Below are 16,940 nucleotides of genomic sequence, written 5' to 3' on the forward strand. Positions count from 1 at the left end.
CCTAGAAGCCTCTGGTGCGTTTGACGCCCCGGCGGGCGGGTGTCGTTTTCACGCCCGGGCGTTTCATGAACAGGCGGGCCATCTCGCTGCCCAGGTTCACCCCGATCGCGATGGCCAGCGCCAGCGCGGCCGCGGTCAGCAGCGAGCGGGCGCCCGCGTTCAGGTTGTCCTGGGCGAAGCCCAGCAGGCCGAAGTACGTGGCGCTACCGGGCAGCAGCGGGCCGATGGCGGCCGTGACGTACGGCAGCGCGGAGATGAACCGGTAGCGCGAGAAGAGCTGGCCGAAGAGCCCGACGAGGCCCGCGGCGAGCGCCGTGGCCAGCACCGGCGACTTGTTCGCCTGGTGGGCGATGACCGCGTAGATCAGCCAGGCGACGCCGCCGTTGAGGGTCACGACGATCACGGTGGAACGCTCCTGCTGGAGCAGCACCGCGAAGGCCAGCGTCAGCAGCATCGCCGCGAGCAGCGAGACGATCGGCCGCTCCTGCCGGTGCAGCGCGGCGTCCGGACTCAGCTCGGCACCGAGCTGGACGCCCACGTAGAGCACGATCAGCACCCCGACGACGATGCCGACGACGAGGTACAGGACTTCGAGCAGGCGGGCCGAGGCGGTGATGTAGTAGCCGGTCAGCCCGTCCTGGACGGCGGCCACCAGGGCCCGCCCGGGGATCAGCGCGAAGAGCCCACCGGTGATGACGGCGGAGGACTGGGCGTTGACGGCGGCGATGTTGAGCGTGACGCCGACCGCCGCCGGGGCCATCGCGGCGGCCACGAACTGGTAGAACTCCGGCAGCCCGCGCCCCGCCGCCAGCCACGCGAGCCGGTCGCCGAGCATCGCGCCGATCGCGGCCGCGCAGAACACCAGCGGCCCGCCGCCCACCAGCGTCGCCGCGGCGCCCGACAGACCGCCGCTGGCGAGGGTGAGGGCCCACTTGGAGTACGGGTGCCGGTTGCGCCGGATCTCGGCGAGGCCGCGGTACGCCTCCTCCAGGCTCACTGCGGCGGCCTCGTCGACGATGGCGTCGACGAGGCGGTAGACGGCGGAGAGCCGGTTGTAGTCGGTGCCGCGGCGGCGCACCGTGCGGCTGAGCGTCACCGGATCGTCGACCAGGGACGGCTGGTACGTGACCGTCAGAAGGGTGAACGTGACGGTCGGCTCGCAGCGGTCCAGGCCGAACGCGTGGGCGATGGCGAACATCGCGGCCTCGACGTCCTCCGCGCCCTCGCCGCCGGCGAGCAGCAGTTCGCCGATGCGCAGGGTGAGGTCGAGTACGCGCGGGACCGGCAGCGCGGTCTCCTCGGTGGGCGACAGCGCCCGTTCGGGCGTGGGGCGTTCCGTCATGGGCGTACGGAGCATGACACGCATCCGGTCCTGCCACGGCGTGGATCGTGACAGAGGACCCGTAGCGGGTGCGGGCGGCGGGGCGACCCCGGCGGCGGCCCCGGGGCCGCCGCGCGGGGGCCGGAAGCCGGAGTGGCCGTTGCCGTGGTCCTCGGCGGCGTGCTCGCCTACGCCCGCGGGGCGGGCGAACTCCGAGGTCGTCTGCCCGTCTTCAGGCGGCGGGGGGAGGGGCACGCCGAAGGGCGGCGTGAACGCGCTGTGCGCTTCGTCGGACTGCGGCTTCTCCTCGCCGTTATCCGGTTCGGGCTCCTGACCCACTGGACCATCACCCCCCGCGGACGTGCCGAAAGGTTTACGCCCGCGAGCATAAGTCGGCCGCATGAAGAACGCCCCCGGGGGGTCGGAAGGGTACGGAGGCACGGCGGCACATCGGATCAAGTCGTACGAACGGGGCGCCACTGGCGCGCAGCGGGGGCGCCACCCGCGTCGAGAGCGCCGTCGCCCACGCCCGCGGGCGCCGCCCACCACCCGCTCGTACGCGCCCTCAGCGCCCCAGGCCCCGGTACCGGCGGACCGCCAGCGGGAAGAACACCGCGAGCAGCACCAGCGGCCACACCACCGCCAGCAGCACCGGGTGCTGCGCCGCCCACGAGTCTCCGGTCCAGCCCGGGTTGCCGAACAACTCGCGGATCGCGCCCGCCGTCGCCGACATCGGGTTCCACTCCGCGACGGCGCCCAGCCAGCCCGGCATCGTCTCCGGCGAGGTGAACGCGCTGGACAGGAACGCCACCGGCCACACCAGGATCTGCACGGCCACCACCATCTCCGGCTTGCCCGCCACCAGACCGAGGAAGATCCCGGCCCACAGCATCGCGAACCGCAGGAGCAGCAGCAGCCCGAACGCGGCCAGCGCCTCCGCCCACGTACCGTGCCAGCGCCAGCCGACCGCGAGCCCCGCGCCGGCCATCGCGGCGAGGCCGACGGCGGACTCGGCCATGTCGGTGAGCGCACGGCCGACGAGGACCGCGGACGGGGCCATCGGCATGGTCCGGAAGCGGTCGACGACGCCCTTGCCGAGGTCGGAGGTGAGGGAGACCATCGTGGCCTCCAGCCCGAAGGACATGGAGAGCGCGAGCATGCCGGGCACCAGGTACTCGCGGTAGCTGCCGCCGCCGCCCACGGCGATGCCGCCGCCGAGCAGGTAGGTGAAGACCAGCATCATCATCACCGGGAAGACCAGGCTCACCACGGCCTGGCCCGGCCGGCGGGCCCAGTGCGCGAAGCCGCGGCCGGTCATCGTCAGCCCGTCGGCGACCGCCCACTTCAGCCGCGCGCCCGCGGTGCGGGCGGGCGGCGGGACGGCGAGGGCGGTGGCGGTGGCGGTCATACGGTGCTCCCTTCCGCTACGGCGCGCGCCGGGCCGCCGGCGCCGCCGTCCGCCGGGTCACGGCCCGGCTCCTGGTCCTTGTCCCGGCCCGGCTCCCCGTCCCCGTCCCGGTCCTGATCCGGTCTGCGGCCGGTGAGGTGGAGGAACACCTCGTCCAGCGTCGGCCGGCGCAGCGACACGTCCTCCGCCGTCACCCCCGCCGCGCCCAGCCCCGCCACGGTCTCGGCCAGCGCCGCCATCCGGTCGGCGACCGGTGCGCTGATCCGCCGGGCGTCCGCGTCGACCTCGACGTCGTCCTCCTCGGCGCGGGCGGCCATGCCGATCACGGCCGCCGCGGCTGCGAGCAGGTTCGCGTCCCGTACGACGACGTCGATGCGGTCGCCGCCGAGCCGCGCCTTCAGCTCGTCCGAAGTGCCCTCGGCGACGGCCCGGCCGTGGTCCACGACCGAGACCCGGTCGGCGAGCTGGTCGGCCTCCTCCAGGTACTGGGTGGTGAGCAGCACGGTCGTGCCGTCGCCGACGAGCGAGCGGACCGCCTGCCACACCTCCGTACGGCCGCGGGGGTCGAGGCCCGTCGTCGGCTCGTCCAGGAAGAGCACCTGCGGCCGCATGAGGAGGCTCGCGGCGAGGTCGAGCCGGCGCCGCATGCCGCCGCTGTACTGCACGACCGGCTTGTCCCCGGTGCCTTCGAGGCCGAACTGCTCCAGCAGCGCCGCCGCCCGCCGCCGGGCGCCGGCCCGGCCGAGGTGGTAGAGCCGGCCGAACAGCTCCAGGTTCTGCCGGCCGCTGAGCACCTCGTCGACGGCGGCGTGCTGGCCGAGCAGCCCGATGCGGTAGCGGACCTCGTCCGGCTCCCGTACGGGGTCGTGTCCCGCGACGCGCGCGGTGCCGCCGTCAGGGCGCAGCAGGGTGGCCAGGATCCGTACGGCCGTGGTCTTGCCCGCGCCGTTGGGGCCGAGCACGGCGTGCACCGTGCCCGCGGGGACCGCGAGGTCCAGGCCCGCGAGCGCCGCCTTCGCGGCGCCCTTCTTCCCGTAGGTCTTGCGCAGTCCTTCGGCGAGGATCGCCGTCATACGCCTCCTCCACTCCCTCAGGTAGTCAAGTTTGACCACCGGGGCGAAGGTATCCCCGGTCCGACCATTAGTCAAACTTGATTAATGGGCCTCCGGAGCGCCGGGCCCCTCCGGGCTCGTGGCCATCCCGGCCCACGGATCGCCCTCGCCCGCCATCACGTACGCGCCGCCCTCCAGCCGGGCGATCAGGGCGCGGGTCCACTCCGCGCCCGCCTCGGCGGTGTGCAGCCAGAGCCGCATGATCTCGCCGATGTGGCCGTAGTCCTCGCCGTCCTGGGGCGAGTAGTGCTGGAGCACGGCGCCGCGCCACTCCTCCATCGCCGCGACCCGCTCCTTGAGCAGCGCGATGGCCTCGGCGCGCGGCAGATCGACGAGGAAGCCGACGCCCGCCGTCAGGAAGTCGATCTTCTCGTCGTGGCGGCGCAGCGCCTCGCGCAGCAGCCGGAAGTACTCGGCGTCGCCCTCGGCCGTCATCTCGTACTCGGTGCGCGGCGGGCCGCCGGCCGTGCTGGGCGCCACCTCGTGGGCGATCAGCAGGCCCTGCTTGGCCATCTGCTTGAGCGCGTGGTAGATCGAGCCCGGCTTGACGTTGGACCACTCATGGGCGCCCCAGTACTCCAGGTCGGCCCGGACCTGGTAGCCGTGCGCCCGGCCGTGCCGGCGGACGGCGCCCAGGACCAGGAGGCGAGTTGCGGACAATGGACCTTCTCTCCCGCGGGAATGTGTGCCCTCCCAGCCTAGTCAACCTTGACTAGCAGCAGCCGTGGGGGCGCACGACGAAGGGCCGGGCTCCCCGCGCGGGAGCCCGGCCCTGCGCCGGTCGGGTGGCGGTACGGGTCAGTGGTGCCCGCCCGCGTACACGCTGCGGCAGAAGGCGGCCATCTGCTCGTCCGACAGGGCCCTGCTCAGGTCCGCCTCGCTGATCATGCCGACGAGCCGGTGGTTCTCGATGACCGGGAGGCGGCGCACCTGGTGCTGCTCCATCGTGCGCAGCACCTCGTCGACCGGGGCGCCGGCGTCGACGTACACCGGGCGGCCCTCGGCCAGCTCGCCGGTCATGCAGGTGGTCAGGTCGCGTCCTCTGGCGACGCACTCCACGACGATGTCGCGGTCGGTGATCATGCCGGCGAGCTTGCCGTCCTGGCCGCACACCGGCAGGCAGCCGACGTCCATGGAGCGCATCTTCGCGGCGGCGGTGGCGACGGACTCGGTGGAGTCGATGCACTCGGCGCCCTCGTGCATGAGATCGCGGGCGGTCCGTGCGGTGGTGGGAGCGGTCATCGCGGTGGGCTCCTGTTCGTGAGGCCGGGAAGTCCGGAGGGGGTACGGGAAGGGGTACCGGAAGGGATACCGTCACCGCCATGCTCCGGGCCCTCGGCCGGCCGGGCGAGGTGCGCGCCGCCGAACGGGTGACGGGCGCGCGCAGGAGGCCGTACGGGCGCTCAGAAGGGGAAGTGCGTCCGGCCGTGCTGTACGGAGATCCACTTCAGCGTGGTGAAGGCGTCGACCGTCGCCTCGCCGTTCAGCCGCCCAAGACCCGAGCACTTCTCGCCGCCGAACGGCACCAGCGGCTCGTCGTGGATCGTGCCGTCGTTGACGTGCACCATCCCCGAGTCGATCCGCCCCGCCAGCCGTACGCCGCGCTCCAGGTCCCGGGTGTGCACCGCGCCGCTCAGCCCGAACGGGGTGTCGTTGACGATCCGTACCGCCTCGTCCTCGCCCTCGAACGGCAGCAGGAACGCCACGGGACCGTAGAACTCCCGCCGCAGCAGCTCGCTGTCCGCCGGCAGCCCGGTGAGCACGGTGGGCTCCATCAGCGTGCCGTCCGTGCGCCCGCGCAGCAGCGCGGTGGCGCCCGCGGCGAGCGCCGCGTCGACCCGGGCGGTGAGGTCGGCGGCCTCACGGGCGCCGATGAGCGGGCCGAGCTGGGTCGCGGGATCCGACGGGTCGCCGGCCTTCAGCGCGGCGGCCTTGGCGACGAACTTCTCCGCGAACTCCGGCAGCACCGCCCGGTCCACCAGCACCCGGTTGGCGGCCATGCAGACCTGCCCCTGGTGGGCGAAGCGGCTGAAGACGGCGGCGTCCACGGCGTAGTCGACGTCGGCGTCGGCGAGCACGACGATGGCCGAGTTGCCGCTCAGCTCCAGCACCGTGCGCTTGAAGTGCCGGGCGGCGACGCCCGCGACGTGCCGGCCGGACTCGGTGGAGCCGGTGAAGGACAGCACGCGCGGCACCGGGTGCTCGATGAAGGCGTCGCCGATCTCGGCCGTGTCGGTGATGACGACGTTCAGCAGCCCGGGCGGCAGCCCGGCGTCCTGGAGCAGCCACGCGAGCAGCGTGCCGCCGACGACGGGCGAGTAGTCGTGCGGCTTGAGCACCACGGCGTTGCCGAGCGCGAGCGCGGGCGCCACGGACTTCGCGGCCAGGAAGAGCGGGAAGTCGTACGAGCCGATGACGCCGACGACGCCCACGGGCAGCCGGTAGACGCGGTTCTCCTTGCCGGGCGTCGGCGACGGCAGCACCCGGCCCTCGGCGCGCAGCGCGTACGACACGGACTCGCGCAGCACGTCCTTGGTGAGGGCGATCTCGAACGCGGCCTTCAGCCGGGTGCCGCCCAGCTCCGCCACGATCGCGCGGGTGATCTCCTCCTCGCGCTCCTCCACGAGCCGCAGCGCGCGCTCGAAGACCAGCCGCCGCTCGTACGGCGAGCGCTCCGCCCAGAGCCGCTGCGCCCGCTCCGCCGCGCGGTACGCGGCGTCCACCTCGGCGGCGGTCGCGACGGTGATGGCCGCGAGCCGCTCGCCGGTGTACGGGTCGAGGTCGATGACGTCCCACGAGCCCGCGCCGGGGCACCACTTGCCGTCGATGTACTGCAGGGCCAGGTCGGAGAAGAGAGACATGAGCGAGGCTGCACCCCCCTGCGCACAGCGGACGGCGGGCACGGCTGTGACCGCTGACCCGCCATCGTACTGGTGCGCGAAGGGCGCCCCCTACACCTCCCGGATGAGCCTGTGCAGCAACTCCCTTGATTCCGACTCGTCTTGGGCGGCGACGCGCAGCAGGTCCATGGCCTTCGTGTACGTCGCGACGTCCTCCGGCTTGTCCAGGTAGAGGGCGCTCGTCAGATGCTCCACGTACACGACGTCGGAGAGGTCCTCCTCCGGGAAGTTCAGGATCGTGAAGGCACCGGAATCGGGGGTGTGGCCGTGCTGCGCCAGCGGGATGACCCGCAGCGACACGTTCGGCATCTCGGAGGCGTCGAGCAGGTGCTGCAACTGCTTGCGCATCACTCCCCGGCCGCCGTACGGGCGGCTGAGCGCGGCCTCGTCGAGCACCGCCCTGAGCTGGGCGGGGTGCTCGGCGTACAGCCGCTTCTGCCGCTCCAGCCGGGCGCCCACGCGCTTGTCCGCCTCGGCGGGCGAGATGGGCAGCCCGGCGGTGACGACGGCGTGCGCGTAGTCCTCAGTCTGCAGCAGGCCGTGCACGAACTGGACCTCGTACACGTCGATACCGGCCGCGGCCGACTCCAGCCCCACGTAGGTGGGGAACCAGCCCGGCAGCACGTCGCTGTAGCTGTGCCACCACCCGGCGGTGTTCGCCTCGCTGACGAGGCCGACGAGGGCGTCGCGCTCGGTCTGATCGGTCACGCCGTACAGCGTGAGCAGGTCCTCCACGTCTCGGCTCTTGAAACTCACCCGGCCCAGCTCCATCCGGCTGATCTTGGATTCCGAGGCCCTGATCGCGTATCCGGCGGCGTCGCGCGAGATCCCCTGCTCTTCCCGCAACCGTCTGAGCTGGGAGCCCAGCAGGATACGGCGCACGACCGATCCGCTTGATCCGTCCACGGCCATCGGAGCCCTCCACCCACCTCGGCGACATGGCACTTACACAGGACATGGCACTACAAGCGCGCCCCCGGCGCCACCGGCCCATACTGCCACCACTCCGTATCATTGCGTGCCCGAACGGTTACCCAACCGAGAAAATCTTGCCGGGCAATGCCCATGAACCGGTAAGTTGCTAGACATTCCTCGCGCGTGCACGTGCATCTGCCCTTGCATCTGCCAAAAGCATTCGGAACCATGGGCATCCGCACGGTGACGACAGACACGCACGCGACTGGGGAGTGCCGCGCATGGGGACCGAAGCAGCAGCCGTGCTCGCGCCCTTATGGCGAGGGCTGCCCCCGCTGGACTCCGGCTCGGTCGACGGTGCCGCGTCCTGTGCGATATCCGGCAGCCACGAGTCGGTGAGCGGCGCGCGCGCCTTTACGCACACCACGTTGCGGCACTGGGAGCTGACCGACCTCAGCGACGACGTCGCACTGGTCGTCTCGGAGCTGGTCACCAACGCGCTCCGGCACGCGCTGACCGAGTGCAGCGGGCAGGATCCCGCGGTGCGGCTGCACCTGATGCGCTGGGCGTCCCGGCTGGTGTGCGCCGTACGCGACCCGAGCACCGCGAGCCCGGTGGCCGGGGTGGCCGACGTGGGCGCCGAGGGGGGGCGCGGCCTCTATCTGGTCGACTCCTTCAGCGACAGTTGGGGCTGGCACCCGCTGGACGGCTCGCTGCGCGGCAAGGTGGTGTGGGCCGTGTTCCACCTGCCGTCGCCGGCGGCGGACTGACGGCCCGCGGCCGCACTCCCCGTACGGCACCCGCACCCGCCCTCCGTACAGAGGTACGGACGCACGCGGCGCGGAGCCGCGGCGTACGTGCACGGCGTACGGACGGCGGGGCCCCCGGCCCCAACGCCCGGGGCGCCACGCGGGCTTGCGGGCACGCCGGCGCGCACTCCTCGCCCTTGCCCGCCGCGAGGCCCCCGAGCCGCCCCCGTAGAACGATTCGTGGAACGCGGTGCCGGCCTCCGGGCCCGTCGCCGACGGCGCGGCGGCACGCGACGCGGGGGTCGCGAACGTCCGGGCCGAAGTGCCGGAGGCGGAACTGCCGTGCAGCGACGACTACTCTTCGCCGCGCCCTGGATACCGGGTGATTGACGCTCCGGACCGTTCGCGGACGGAAAGGGAGCGATCGCATTCTGTGCGGATCGACGGACGTGCCGCGATCAACGCCTGCTGTGGGCGATATCTCAGCCGGGATCCGGATGACGGCCGGCCGCGGTGTCACGCCGCCGATGGCGGAAGCGGGCGGTGCAGCCGGGAATAGGGGGGTGTCAGTCAACTATGAGGTGGTCGAACTCTCCGTCCTTGACGCCCAGCAGCATCGCCTCTACCTCGGCACGGGTGTAGACGAGGGCGGGTCCTTCGGGAAATCGGGAATTGCGAACGGCTATCTCGCCGCCGGGAAGCCTGGCGAACTCCACACAGGAACCCTGCGAGTTGCTGTGCCGGCTCTTCTGCCAGGCGGCGCCGTGAAGATCTCTGGCCGCAATGCCGTTGTATGCGTGGGCCACAGCGCTTCTCCAAGGTGGTTGCCAATGTCAACTGTCGGGGATCATAGCTGTGTTGGCGGCTAGGTGCACGCGCAAATGCACGTGCACACAGCGTGTGCGCTTGATTCCGATCAGGCACCCACCAAGGTCATCCCCCCGGGGGTTCAACGCACAAGGCGGTACCGAATAGTTCCCGGCCCGGCCACATTCACGGCCGGATGCTGCTCACCACGTTCGCCGTGGCCTCCAGACCGGACTGGATCGTGGGCGCCACGGTGGTTCCGGAGAGATAGAAGCCGAGGAGCACACAGACCACCGCGTGCGAGGTCTTCAGTGAACCGCTGCGCAGAAACACCACGGCCAGCACCAAGAGCAGCAGCACGACCGACACCGACACGGCCATCTGATCACCGGTCCCCGGGTTCGCCGTCCACATACGTGGCAGTCTGTCCCACCTGTACCCCCCGTTCCGCGCGAAGCGTGCCCGCCATCCGGGTGATAGAGGGGCCGTCCGGGGCGGACGGGCGCGCGTCGCGCGCCGTCCGGTGGTGGGTGCGCCCCCGGGCCGTAAGACTTGGCCGTACCGCCTACCGCCCCCTTCGTCGATGGGACGACGATGAAGAAGCAGGAGCTGGCCGACCTCGACGCCCACTGGCGCGCCCTCAACTACCTGGCCGCGGGCCAGATCTACCTCACCCGCAACCCGCTGCTCGCCGAGCCGCTGACGCCCGCCGACATCAAGCCGCGGCTCCTCGGCCACTGGGGCACCTGCCCGGGCCTCAACCTCGTCTACACCCACCTCAACCGCGTCATCGGCGCCCGCGACCTCGACGCCGTCTGCGTCTGGGGCCCGGGACACGGCGGCCCCGCCGTCTACGCCGGCGCGTGGCTCGACGGCTCGTACGGTGAGGTGCACCCCGACGTCTCGCGCGACGCCGCCGGGATGGCGCGGCTGTTCCGGCAGTTCTCCTTCCCCGGGGGCACGCCGAGCCACGTCGCGCCCGTGATCCCCGGTTCCTTCCACGAGGGCGGCGAGCTGGGCTACTCGCTCGCACACGCCTACGGCGCCGCCTTCGACAACCCCGGGCTCGTCGCGGCCTGCGTCATCGGCGACGGCGAGGCGGAGACCGGGCCGCTGGCGGGGTCGTGGCACGCGAACAAGTTCCTCGACCCCGCGTACGACGGCGCCGTGCTGCCCATCCTGCACCTCAACGGCTACAAGATCGCCGGCCCCACCGTGCTCTCCCGCATCCCGCAGCGCGAGCTGGACGAGCTGCTGCGCGGCTACGGCCACGAGCCGCTGCACGTCAGCGGCGGCTCCTCTCCCCAGGACACAGCACGCGTCCACCGCGACATGGCCGACGCGATGGACACCGCGCTCGACCGGATCGCCGAGTTCCAGCAGACCGCCCGCGCCCGCGGCGGCCTGCGCGGGCGCCCCCGCTGGCCGGCGATCGTGCTGCGCACCCCCAAGGGCTGGACGGGCCCCGAGGAGGTCGACGGCACGCCCGTCGAGGGCACGTGGCGGGCCCACCAGGTGCCGCTGCCCGAGGTGCGCGAGAACCCCGCGCACCTGGCGGAGCTGGAGCGGTGGCTGCGCTCGTACGAACCGGAGAAGCTCTTCGGCACCGACGGCAGGCCGCGCCCGCAGGTGCTCGCCTGCGTGCCGCACGGCGACCGCCGCCTCGGCGCCAACCCGCACGCCAACGGCGGCCGGCTGCTGCGCGCGCTGCCGCTGCCGGGGCCCGAGACGTACGCCGTCGCCGTCGACCGGCCCGGCGGCCGGATGCACGAGCCGACCCGGGTGCTCGGCGCCATGCTGCGCCAGGTGATGGCGGACACCGCGGAGCGCCGCGACTTCCGCGTCTTCGGCCCGGACGAGACCGCGTCCAACCGGCTCCAGGAGCTGTTCGAGGTCACCGACCGGGCGTGGCAGGCGGAGACGGAGCGGACCGACGAGCACCACGGGCCGCACGGCCGGGTCATGGAGGTGCTCTCCGAGCACCTGTGCCAGGGCTGGCTGGAGGGGTACGTCCTCACCGGCAGGCACGGGCTGTTCTCGTCGTACGAGGCGTTCGCGCACATCGTGGCGAGCATGGCCGCGCAGCACATCAAGTGGATCCAGACCGCGCACGAGGAGCCCTGGCGGGCGCCGGTCGCCGGGCTCAACTACCTGCTCACCTCGCACGTCTGGCGGCAGGACCACAACGGCTTCAGCCACCAGGACCCCGGCTTCGTCGACCACATCCTCAACAAGAGCCCGGGTGTCGTACGGGTCTATCTGCCGCCGGACGCCAACACCCTGCTGTGCGTGGCCGACCACGTGCTGCGCACCCGCGACGTCGTCAACGTCGTCGTGGCCGGCAAGCAGCCGTCGTTCGACTGGCTGACGCTGGAGCAGGCCCGCGCGCACTGCCTGCGCGGCGTCGGCATCTGGGAGTGGGCCGGCACCGAACGCCCCGGCGAGGCGCCGGACGTGGTGCTGGCGTGCGCCGGAGACGTGCCGACGCAGGAGGTGCTGGCCGCGGCGGCGCTGCTGCGCGAGCATCTGCCGGAGGTGGTGGTACGGGTCGTCAACGTCGTCGACATCGCCCGGCTGATGCCGCACGAGGACCATCCGCACGGGATGACGGACCGGGAGTTCGACTCGGTGTTCACCCGCGACACCCCGGTCATCTTCGCGTACCACGGCTATCCGTGGCTGATCCACCGGCTCGCCTACCGGCACGCGGGCCACGACCAGTTGCACGTCCGCGGCTACAAGGAGATGGGCACCACGACCACGCCTTTCGACATGGTCGTACGCAACGACCTCGACCGCTACCGGCTGGTGATGGACGTCATCGACCGCGTCCCGGGCCTGGCGGTGCGGGCGGCGGCGGTGCGGCAGCGGATGGAGGACGTACGCGGCAGGCACCACGCCTGGATCCGCGAGCACGGCACGGACCTGCCGGAGGTCGCGAACTGGACCTGGCCGGGCTGAGGGCGGGCTGAATGCGCGCCGCGGGCCGCGGGCGGCTACCGGCCGGGCGGCGCGTTCCGCCGGGCCGGCCGGGAGCCGTCACGCCTCGGTCAGTTGGCGCCGATCTGCACGTCCTCCAGGATGCCGAGCGCGTCGGGGACGAGCACCGCCGCGGAGAAGTAGGTGCTCACCAGGTACGAGATGATCGCCTTGTCGCTGATCCCCATGAACCGGACGTTCATCCCCGGCCGGATCTCGTCCGGCAGCCCGGTCTGGTGCAGCCCCACCACGCCCTGGTCCGCCTCGCCGAGCCGCATCGCGATCACCGAGCTGGTCCCCTCCTGGGTGACCGGGATCTTGTTGCAGGGCAGCAGCGGGATGCCGCGCCAGTTGTTGACCTCGCTGCCCAGGTACTCCGTGCGCGGCGGGTAGATGCCGCGCTTGTTCCACTCCCGGCCGATCGCCGCGATCGCCTTCGGGTGCGCCAGCAGCACGTGCGTCTGCCGGCGGCGGGAGATCAGCTCGTCCAGGTCGTCGGGCGTGGGCGGGCCCGAGCGGGTGTGGATGCGCTGCTTGAGGTCGGCGTTGTGCAGCAGGCCGAAGGAGCGGTTGTTGATCAGCTCGTGCTCCTGGCGCTCGCGCAGCGCCTCGACGGTCAGCCTCAGTTGCTGCTCGACCTGGTTCATCGGGTCGTTGTACAGATCGGCGACCCGGCTGTGGACGCGCAGGACGGTCTGCGCGACCTCCAGCTCGTACTCCCTGGGCGTCAGCTCGTAGTCCACGAACGTGCCCGGCAGGTCCGCCTCGCCGTGGTGGCCCGAGGCCAGCTCGATCTCGGCCTCGCCCTTGCTGTTCTGCCGCTGCTGCGGGATGGAGCCGAACGCCTCCAGGTGCTCGCGCAGCCCCGCCGCCTGCGCCAGCAGTTCGTCGAGCGCGGAGCGGGCGAGGACCAGCACCGTGCCGCGGGTCTGGGCCCGCACCGTGAACGGCCAGGTGCCGTCGGCCTCCAGGAGCACCTCCCCGCCGACGTAGTCGCCGTCGGCGAGGAGACCGAGGACGGTCTCGTCCCCGTACTTCCCGGCGCCGACCCGCTCCAGCCGGCCGTGCGCGACCAGCACCACCTGGTCCGCCGCCGCCCCCGCGGACACGATGGCGTCCCCCGGCGCGATCTCCCGCTGCTCGAACCGGTCGGCCAGCGCCGACAGCACCTCCTCGTCCTCGTACGCGCGCAACTGCGGCAGCTCGCGCAGCTCCTGCGGGATGACGCGCACCTCGCCGCCGACCGAGGTGAACTCGACCTGCCCGTCGCCGAGCGTGTGGGTGAGGCGCCGGTTCACCCGGTACGCACCGCCCTTGACCTCCGTCCACGGCAGCGCCTTGAGCAGCCAGCGGGAGGAGATCCCCTGCATCTGCGGGGGCGTCTTGGTGGTGGTCGTGAGGTTCCGCGCGGCGGCGGTGTCGAGGCTGAGCCGGGCGGGGAGTTCGACGGACGCGGACGTTTCTTCTGGCGAGGTCGTCATGGCACCGAAGCTAGGCTTCGGGCAAAGCGGCAGCAATCGCTCGAAAGAGTAGGAATATCTGTCTTGATTCCTGGATAGGGCTGGCTCTTACCGGAGTATGACGGTGGGCGTGGCAGTCGCCGCCCGCCGCGGCCGGCGACCCTAGGCTCGCCGGCATGCGCGTACTCGTCACCGGCGGCGCCGGGTTCATCGGATCGCACGTGGTCTCGGCCCTCGCCGAGCGGGGGCACGAGGCGGTGGTGCTGGACGTACGGGACGGGGGACCGCCCGGTCGTACGTGCGAGGCGTACGTGCGGGGCGACGTGCGGGACCGCGACGCCGTCGCCGCGGCGCTCGCCGGCGCGGACGCCGTCTGCCACCAGGCCGCGATGGTCGGCCTCACCGAGGACTTCGCGGACGCGCCCGCGTACGTCGGCGTCAACGACCTCGGCACCGCCGTGCTCCTCGCCGCCATGGCCGACGCGGGCGTGCGGCGCCTGGTGCTCGCGGGGTCGATGGTCGTGTACGGGGAAGGGCGCTACGACTGCGCCGCGCACGGCGCCGTACGGCCGCGGCCGCGGGCGGCGGCGGACCTCGCGGGCGGGCGCTTCGAGCCGCGGTGCCCGCGCTGCGGCGCGGAGTTGGCGCCGGGTCTGGTGGCGGAGGACGCGCCGGTGGACCCGCGGAGCGTGTACGCGGCGACGAAGCTGGCACAGGAGCACGTCGCCGGCGTGTGGGCGCGCGTCACCGGCGCGCGTGCGGTGTCCCTGCGCTACCACAACGTCTACGGCCCGGGGATGCCCCGCGACACCCCGTACGCGGGCGTCGCCTCCTTCTTCCGCTCGGCGCTGGCGCGCGGCGAGGCGCCGCGGGTGTACGAGGACGGGGCGCAGCGGCGGGACTTCGTCCACGTACGGGACGTCGCGGAGGCCAACGTCCGGGCGCTGGAGGCGGTGTACGCGGACGAGGGCGGCGCGGCGGCGGGGGCGCTCACCGCGTACAACGCGGGCAGCGGGGACGTGCACACCGTCGGCGAACTGGCGGCGGCGCTGGCCGCGGCGTACGGCGGGCCCGCGCCGCGGGTCACGGGCGAGTACCGGCTGGGGGACGTGCGGCACATCACGGCGGACTCGGCGCGGCTCCGGGCGGAGCTGGGGTGGCGGCCGGCGGTGGGGTTCGCGGAGGGCGTGACGGAGTTCGCGAAATCGCCGCTGGGGGCGGCGCCCTGAGGCGTCGGCCGGCGGCCGCGGGGAACGCGGCCGTGGGTGGCCGCGGCGCGTCAGCCGGTGGCCGCGGGCAGGGTGACCTCGAAGCGGCAGCCGCCCGGCACGTTGCGCACCTCCGCCCGCCCGCGGTGCGCCTCCACGATCCCCCGCACGATCGCCAGCCCCAGCCCCGCGCCCGCGGGCGGCACCGGCGTACGGGCGTGGTTGCCGCGCCACCCCGTGTCGAAGACCCGCGCCAGGTCCTCCTCCGGGATCCCGCCGCACTGGTCGGTGACCGAGACGACGACCGCCGCGCCCTCCCGCTCCCGGACCGCGACGGTGACCGCGACCGTGCCGTCCGCGGGGGTGCGGCGGATGGCGTTGACGAGGAGATTGCCCAGCACCCGGGTCATCTCCTTGCCGTCGACCTCCACCGGCACCGCCGCCGCCGGCTCCGGCGGCTCGCCGACGAGCCGTACACCGTGCTCGCGCGCCAGCGGATCCGCGCCCGCGAGCGCGTCGCCGACGAGGTCGTGGACCGACATCCGGGTGGGCGCGAGGGCGAGGGCCCCCGCGTGGATGCGGGAGAGTTCGAAGAGGTCGCCGACCATGGCGTCGAGGCGCTCGGTCTCGGCGCGGATCTGCCGGTGGTAGCGCCCGGGGTCGGCGGCCATGCCGTCCTCCAGCGCCTCCGCCATGGCGCGCAGCCCGGCCAGGGGCGTACGCAGGTCGTGCGAGATCCACGCGACCAGCTCGCGCCGGGAGGCGTCGAGCGCCCGCTCCCGCTGCCGCGACTGCGCCAGCCGCTCGGCGGTGGCCGCCAGCTCCCGGCTCAGCGCGGCCAGTTCGGCGGTCGCGCCGCCCGCGGGGGGCGCGAAGGAGCCGCCCGCGTCGAAGGCGTGGCCGAACGAGCGGGTCGCGGCGGCCAGGGCGTTGCTGCGGGCGACGACCCAGCGGCCGAGCAGCACGGCGGTGGCGAGGGCGACGACGGCGGCCATGAGGCAGACGATGCTGACGACGGTGAGGTCGTGTCCGGAGAGGAACATCTCGCGGGCGACGGCGAGGGTGCCGAGGAGCATGGCGGTGACGGCGGTCGCCGCGACGACGGAGACGGAGACGACGAGGGAGCGGTTGCGCAGCAGGCGCAGGGCGACGGCGCCGAGGATGCCGGCGACGGCGGCGCCGAGGAAGGCGAAGGCGGCCATGAGGAGGATGTCGTTCACGGGCGGCCGCCCGGGTCTTCGCCGCGTACGGGGCCGGGGCCGGGGCCGGGGCCGGGGCCGGGGCCGGGGGCGTGCTCCGGGGCGTTCTCGCCGTCGTACGCCCCGTCCCGTACCGCCGTGTCGAAGCGGTAGCCGACGCCCCAGACCGTGGTGATCAGCCGGGGCCTGGCCGGGTCGTCCTCGACCTTGCCGCGCAGCCGCCGTACGTGCACCGTCACCGTCGACAGGTCGCCGAACTCCCAGCCCCACACCTCCCGCATCAGCTCCTCGCGCCCGAACACCCGCCCCGGGTGCCGCAGGAAGTGCGCGAGCAGGTCGAACTCCCGCAGGGTCAGCGCCAGCTCGGCCCCGTGCTTGGCGGCCCGGCGCGCCGCGGGGTCCAAGGTGAGCCCGGCGCCGCTCAGTTCGCCGCCGCGGGGCGCCGCGGCGCGGCTGCGGCGGAGTACGGACTCCACGCGCAGCACCAGCTCGCGGGGGCTGAAGGGCTTGGTGACGTAGTCGTCGGCGCCGAGTTCGAGGCCGAGGATGCGGTCGTCCTCGTCGCCGCGGGCGGTGAGCATGATCACCGGTACGGGTCCCGCGGCGCGCAGCTTCGCGCAGACCTCCAGGCCGTCCATGCCGGGCAGCATCAGGTCGAGCACGACGAGGTCGGGACGGGCGGACGCGGCGGCGGCCAGCGCCTGCGGGCCGTCTTCGACGCGGTCGACGGCGTAGCCGGCGCGGTCGAGGTAGCCGGCGACGACCTCGGCGACGGTGGGGTCGTCGTCGACGACGAGCACGCGGGCCGGGCGGCCGGGCGGCCCGGTCCTGGCGGGCGGGACGAGGTCCATGGCGCCAGCGTGGCACGGCCGGGCGACGGTG

General features: G+C 73.2%; 15 protein-coding genes. 3 read left to right on the forward strand and 12 right to left on the reverse strand.

From position 1 onward, the window contains the following. Position 1: 1 nt before the first annotated feature. The 7 genes from ACFYVJ_RS29835 to ACFYVJ_RS29865 all read right to left on the reverse strand — a co-directional run bounded on the left by ACFYVJ_RS29835 (position 2) and on the right by ACFYVJ_RS29865 (position 7,653). Positions 2 to 1,660 (reverse strand): threonine/serine exporter ThrE family protein, encoded by a 1,659-nt coding sequence (locus tag ACFYVJ_RS29835; RefSeq protein WP_388897954.1) that lies wholly within the window; start codon positions 1,658 to 1,660, stop codon positions 2 to 4. A gap of 226 nt (positions 1,661 to 1,886) precedes the next feature. Further along, positions 1,887 to 2,729 carry an ABC transporter permease gene (locus ACFYVJ_RS29840; protein ID WP_388897957.1) on the reverse strand — a complete coding sequence of 281 codons (843 nt, stop codon included), beginning with the start codon at positions 2,727 to 2,729 and terminating at the stop codon, positions 1,887 to 1,889. Then, entirely contained in the window at positions 2,726 to 3,802 is a 1,077-nt protein-coding gene (locus tag ACFYVJ_RS29845; protein WP_388897960.1) for an ATP-binding cassette domain-containing protein, read from the reverse strand. Before ACFYVJ_RS29845 ends, ACFYVJ_RS29840 begins: the two co-directional genes overlap by 4 nt. Positions 3,803 to 3,883: 81 nt before the next feature. Then, entirely contained in the window at positions 3,884 to 4,501 is a 618-nt protein-coding gene (locus ACFYVJ_RS29850; RefSeq protein WP_388897963.1) for a PadR family transcriptional regulator, read from the reverse strand. 138 nt (positions 4,502 to 4,639) lie between these two features. Then, positions 4,640 to 5,083: a CBS domain-containing protein gene (locus tag ACFYVJ_RS29855; RefSeq protein WP_388897966.1), complete on the reverse strand. Its 444-nt coding sequence runs from the start codon at positions 5,081 to 5,083 to the stop codon at positions 4,640 to 4,642. A 161-nt stretch (positions 5,084 to 5,244) separates the two neighbouring features. Then, the gene (locus ACFYVJ_RS29860) at positions 5,245 to 6,702 is read right to left on the reverse strand and encodes an aldehyde dehydrogenase family protein (RefSeq protein WP_388897968.1); all 1,458 of its coding nucleotides are present in this window, start codon (positions 6,700 to 6,702) and stop codon (positions 5,245 to 5,247) included. A gap of 90 nt (positions 6,703 to 6,792) precedes the next feature. Continuing rightward, positions 6,793 to 7,653: a helix-turn-helix domain-containing protein gene (locus ACFYVJ_RS29865; protein WP_388897970.1), complete on the reverse strand. Its 861-nt coding sequence runs from the start codon at positions 7,651 to 7,653 to the stop codon at positions 6,793 to 6,795. 284 nt (positions 7,654 to 7,937) lie between these two features. Between ACFYVJ_RS29865 and ACFYVJ_RS29870 the strand changes: the two genes are divergently transcribed. Continuing rightward, positions 7,938 to 8,426: an ATP-binding protein gene (locus tag ACFYVJ_RS29870; protein WP_388897972.1), complete on the forward strand. Its 489-nt coding sequence runs from the start codon at positions 7,938 to 7,940 to the stop codon at positions 8,424 to 8,426. Positions 8,427 to 8,971: 545 nt separating this feature from the next. On the opposite strand, the gene ACFYVJ_RS29875 is transcribed toward ACFYVJ_RS29870, so the two are convergent. Beyond that, a complete protein-coding gene (locus ACFYVJ_RS29875; RefSeq protein ID WP_018835984.1) occupies positions 8,972 to 9,211 on the reverse strand; it encodes a DUF397 domain-containing protein in 240 nt (79 codons plus the stop codon). A gap of 187 nt (positions 9,212 to 9,398) precedes the next feature. Then, entirely contained in the window at positions 9,399 to 9,593 is a 195-nt protein-coding gene (locus ACFYVJ_RS29880) for a hypothetical protein (protein WP_027753143.1), read from the reverse strand. Between the two features lie 171 nt (positions 9,594 to 9,764). Between ACFYVJ_RS29880 and ACFYVJ_RS29885 the strand changes: the two genes are divergently transcribed. Then, positions 9,765 to 12,173 carry a phosphoketolase gene (locus tag ACFYVJ_RS29885; protein ID WP_388897975.1) on the forward strand — a complete coding sequence of 803 codons (2,409 nt, stop codon included), beginning with the start codon at positions 9,765 to 9,767 and terminating at the stop codon, positions 12,171 to 12,173. Between the two features lie 89 nt (positions 12,174 to 12,262). Here the strand turns inward: ACFYVJ_RS29885 and ACFYVJ_RS29890 are convergent, their stop codons facing one another. Further along, positions 12,263 to 13,672 carry a family 2B encapsulin nanocompartment shell protein gene (locus tag ACFYVJ_RS29890; RefSeq protein ID WP_388897976.1) on the reverse strand — a complete coding sequence of 470 codons (1,410 nt, stop codon included), beginning with the start codon at positions 13,670 to 13,672 and terminating at the stop codon, positions 12,263 to 12,265. A 155-nt stretch (positions 13,673 to 13,827) separates the two neighbouring features. On the opposite strand from ACFYVJ_RS29890, the gene ACFYVJ_RS29895 reads away from it, so the two are divergent. Beyond that, the gene (locus ACFYVJ_RS29895) at positions 13,828 to 14,880 is read left to right on the forward strand and encodes an NAD-dependent epimerase/dehydratase family protein (RefSeq protein WP_388897978.1); all 1,053 of its coding nucleotides are present in this window, start codon (positions 13,828 to 13,830) and stop codon (positions 14,878 to 14,880) included. Between the two features lie 50 nt (positions 14,881 to 14,930). Here ACFYVJ_RS29895 and ACFYVJ_RS29900 read toward each other — a convergent pair whose 3' ends face one another. Together ACFYVJ_RS29900 and ACFYVJ_RS29905 are read right to left on the reverse strand one after the other, a co-directional pair. Then, a complete protein-coding gene (locus ACFYVJ_RS29900) occupies positions 14,931 to 16,079 on the reverse strand; it encodes a sensor histidine kinase (RefSeq protein ID WP_388897981.1) in 1,149 nt (382 codons plus the stop codon). Further along, positions 16,076 to 16,909, reverse strand: coding sequence for a response regulator transcription factor (locus tag ACFYVJ_RS29905; RefSeq protein ID WP_388897984.1), 834 nt, complete (start codon positions 16,907 to 16,909; stop codon positions 16,076 to 16,078). The genes ACFYVJ_RS29900 and ACFYVJ_RS29905 overlap by 4 nt, the downstream gene beginning before the upstream one ends. Positions 16,910 to 16,940: the final 31 nt, after the last annotated feature.

Origin of the sequence: Streptomyces sp. NPDC004134 (assembly GCF_042874195.1) — a bacterium.
Classification (GTDB): domain Bacteria; phylum Actinomycetota; class Actinomycetes; order Streptomycetales; family Streptomycetaceae; genus Streptomyces.

Coding starts and splice junctions, on each gene's coding strand:
- ACFYVJ_RS29840 (WP_388897957.1), bottom strand. CDS start 2,729: ATGACCGCCACCGCCACCGCCCTCGCCGTCCCGCCGCCCGCCCGCACC.
- ACFYVJ_RS29845 (WP_388897960.1), bottom strand. CDS start 3,802: ATGACGGCGATCCTCGCCGAAGGACTGCGCAAGACCTACGGGAAGAAG.
- ACFYVJ_RS29855 (WP_388897966.1), bottom strand. CDS start 5,083: ATGACCGCTCCCACCACCGCACGGACCGCCCGCGATCTCATGCACGAG.
- ACFYVJ_RS29860 (WP_388897968.1), bottom strand. CDS start 6,702: ATGTCTCTCTTCTCCGACCTGGCCCTGCAGTACATCGACGGCAAGTGG.
- ACFYVJ_RS29865 (WP_388897970.1), bottom strand. CDS start 7,653: ATGGCCGTGGACGGATCAAGCGGATCGGTCGTGCGCCGTATCCTGCTG.
- ACFYVJ_RS29870 (WP_388897972.1), top strand. CDS start 7,938: ATGGGGACCGAAGCAGCAGCCGTGCTCGCGCCCTTATGGCGAGGGCTG.
- ACFYVJ_RS29880 (WP_027753143.1), bottom strand. CDS start 9,593: ATGGCCGTGTCGGTGTCGGTCGTGCTGCTGCTCTTGGTGCTGGCCGTG.
- ACFYVJ_RS29890 (WP_388897976.1), bottom strand. CDS start 13,672: ATGACGACCTCGCCAGAAGAAACGTCCGCGTCCGTCGAACTCCCCGCC.
- ACFYVJ_RS29895 (WP_388897978.1), top strand. CDS start 13,828: ATGCGCGTACTCGTCACCGGCGGCGCCGGGTTCATCGGATCGCACGTG.
- ACFYVJ_RS29905 (WP_388897984.1), bottom strand. CDS start 16,909: ATGGACCTCGTCCCGCCCGCCAGGACCGGGCCGCCCGGCCGCCCGGCC.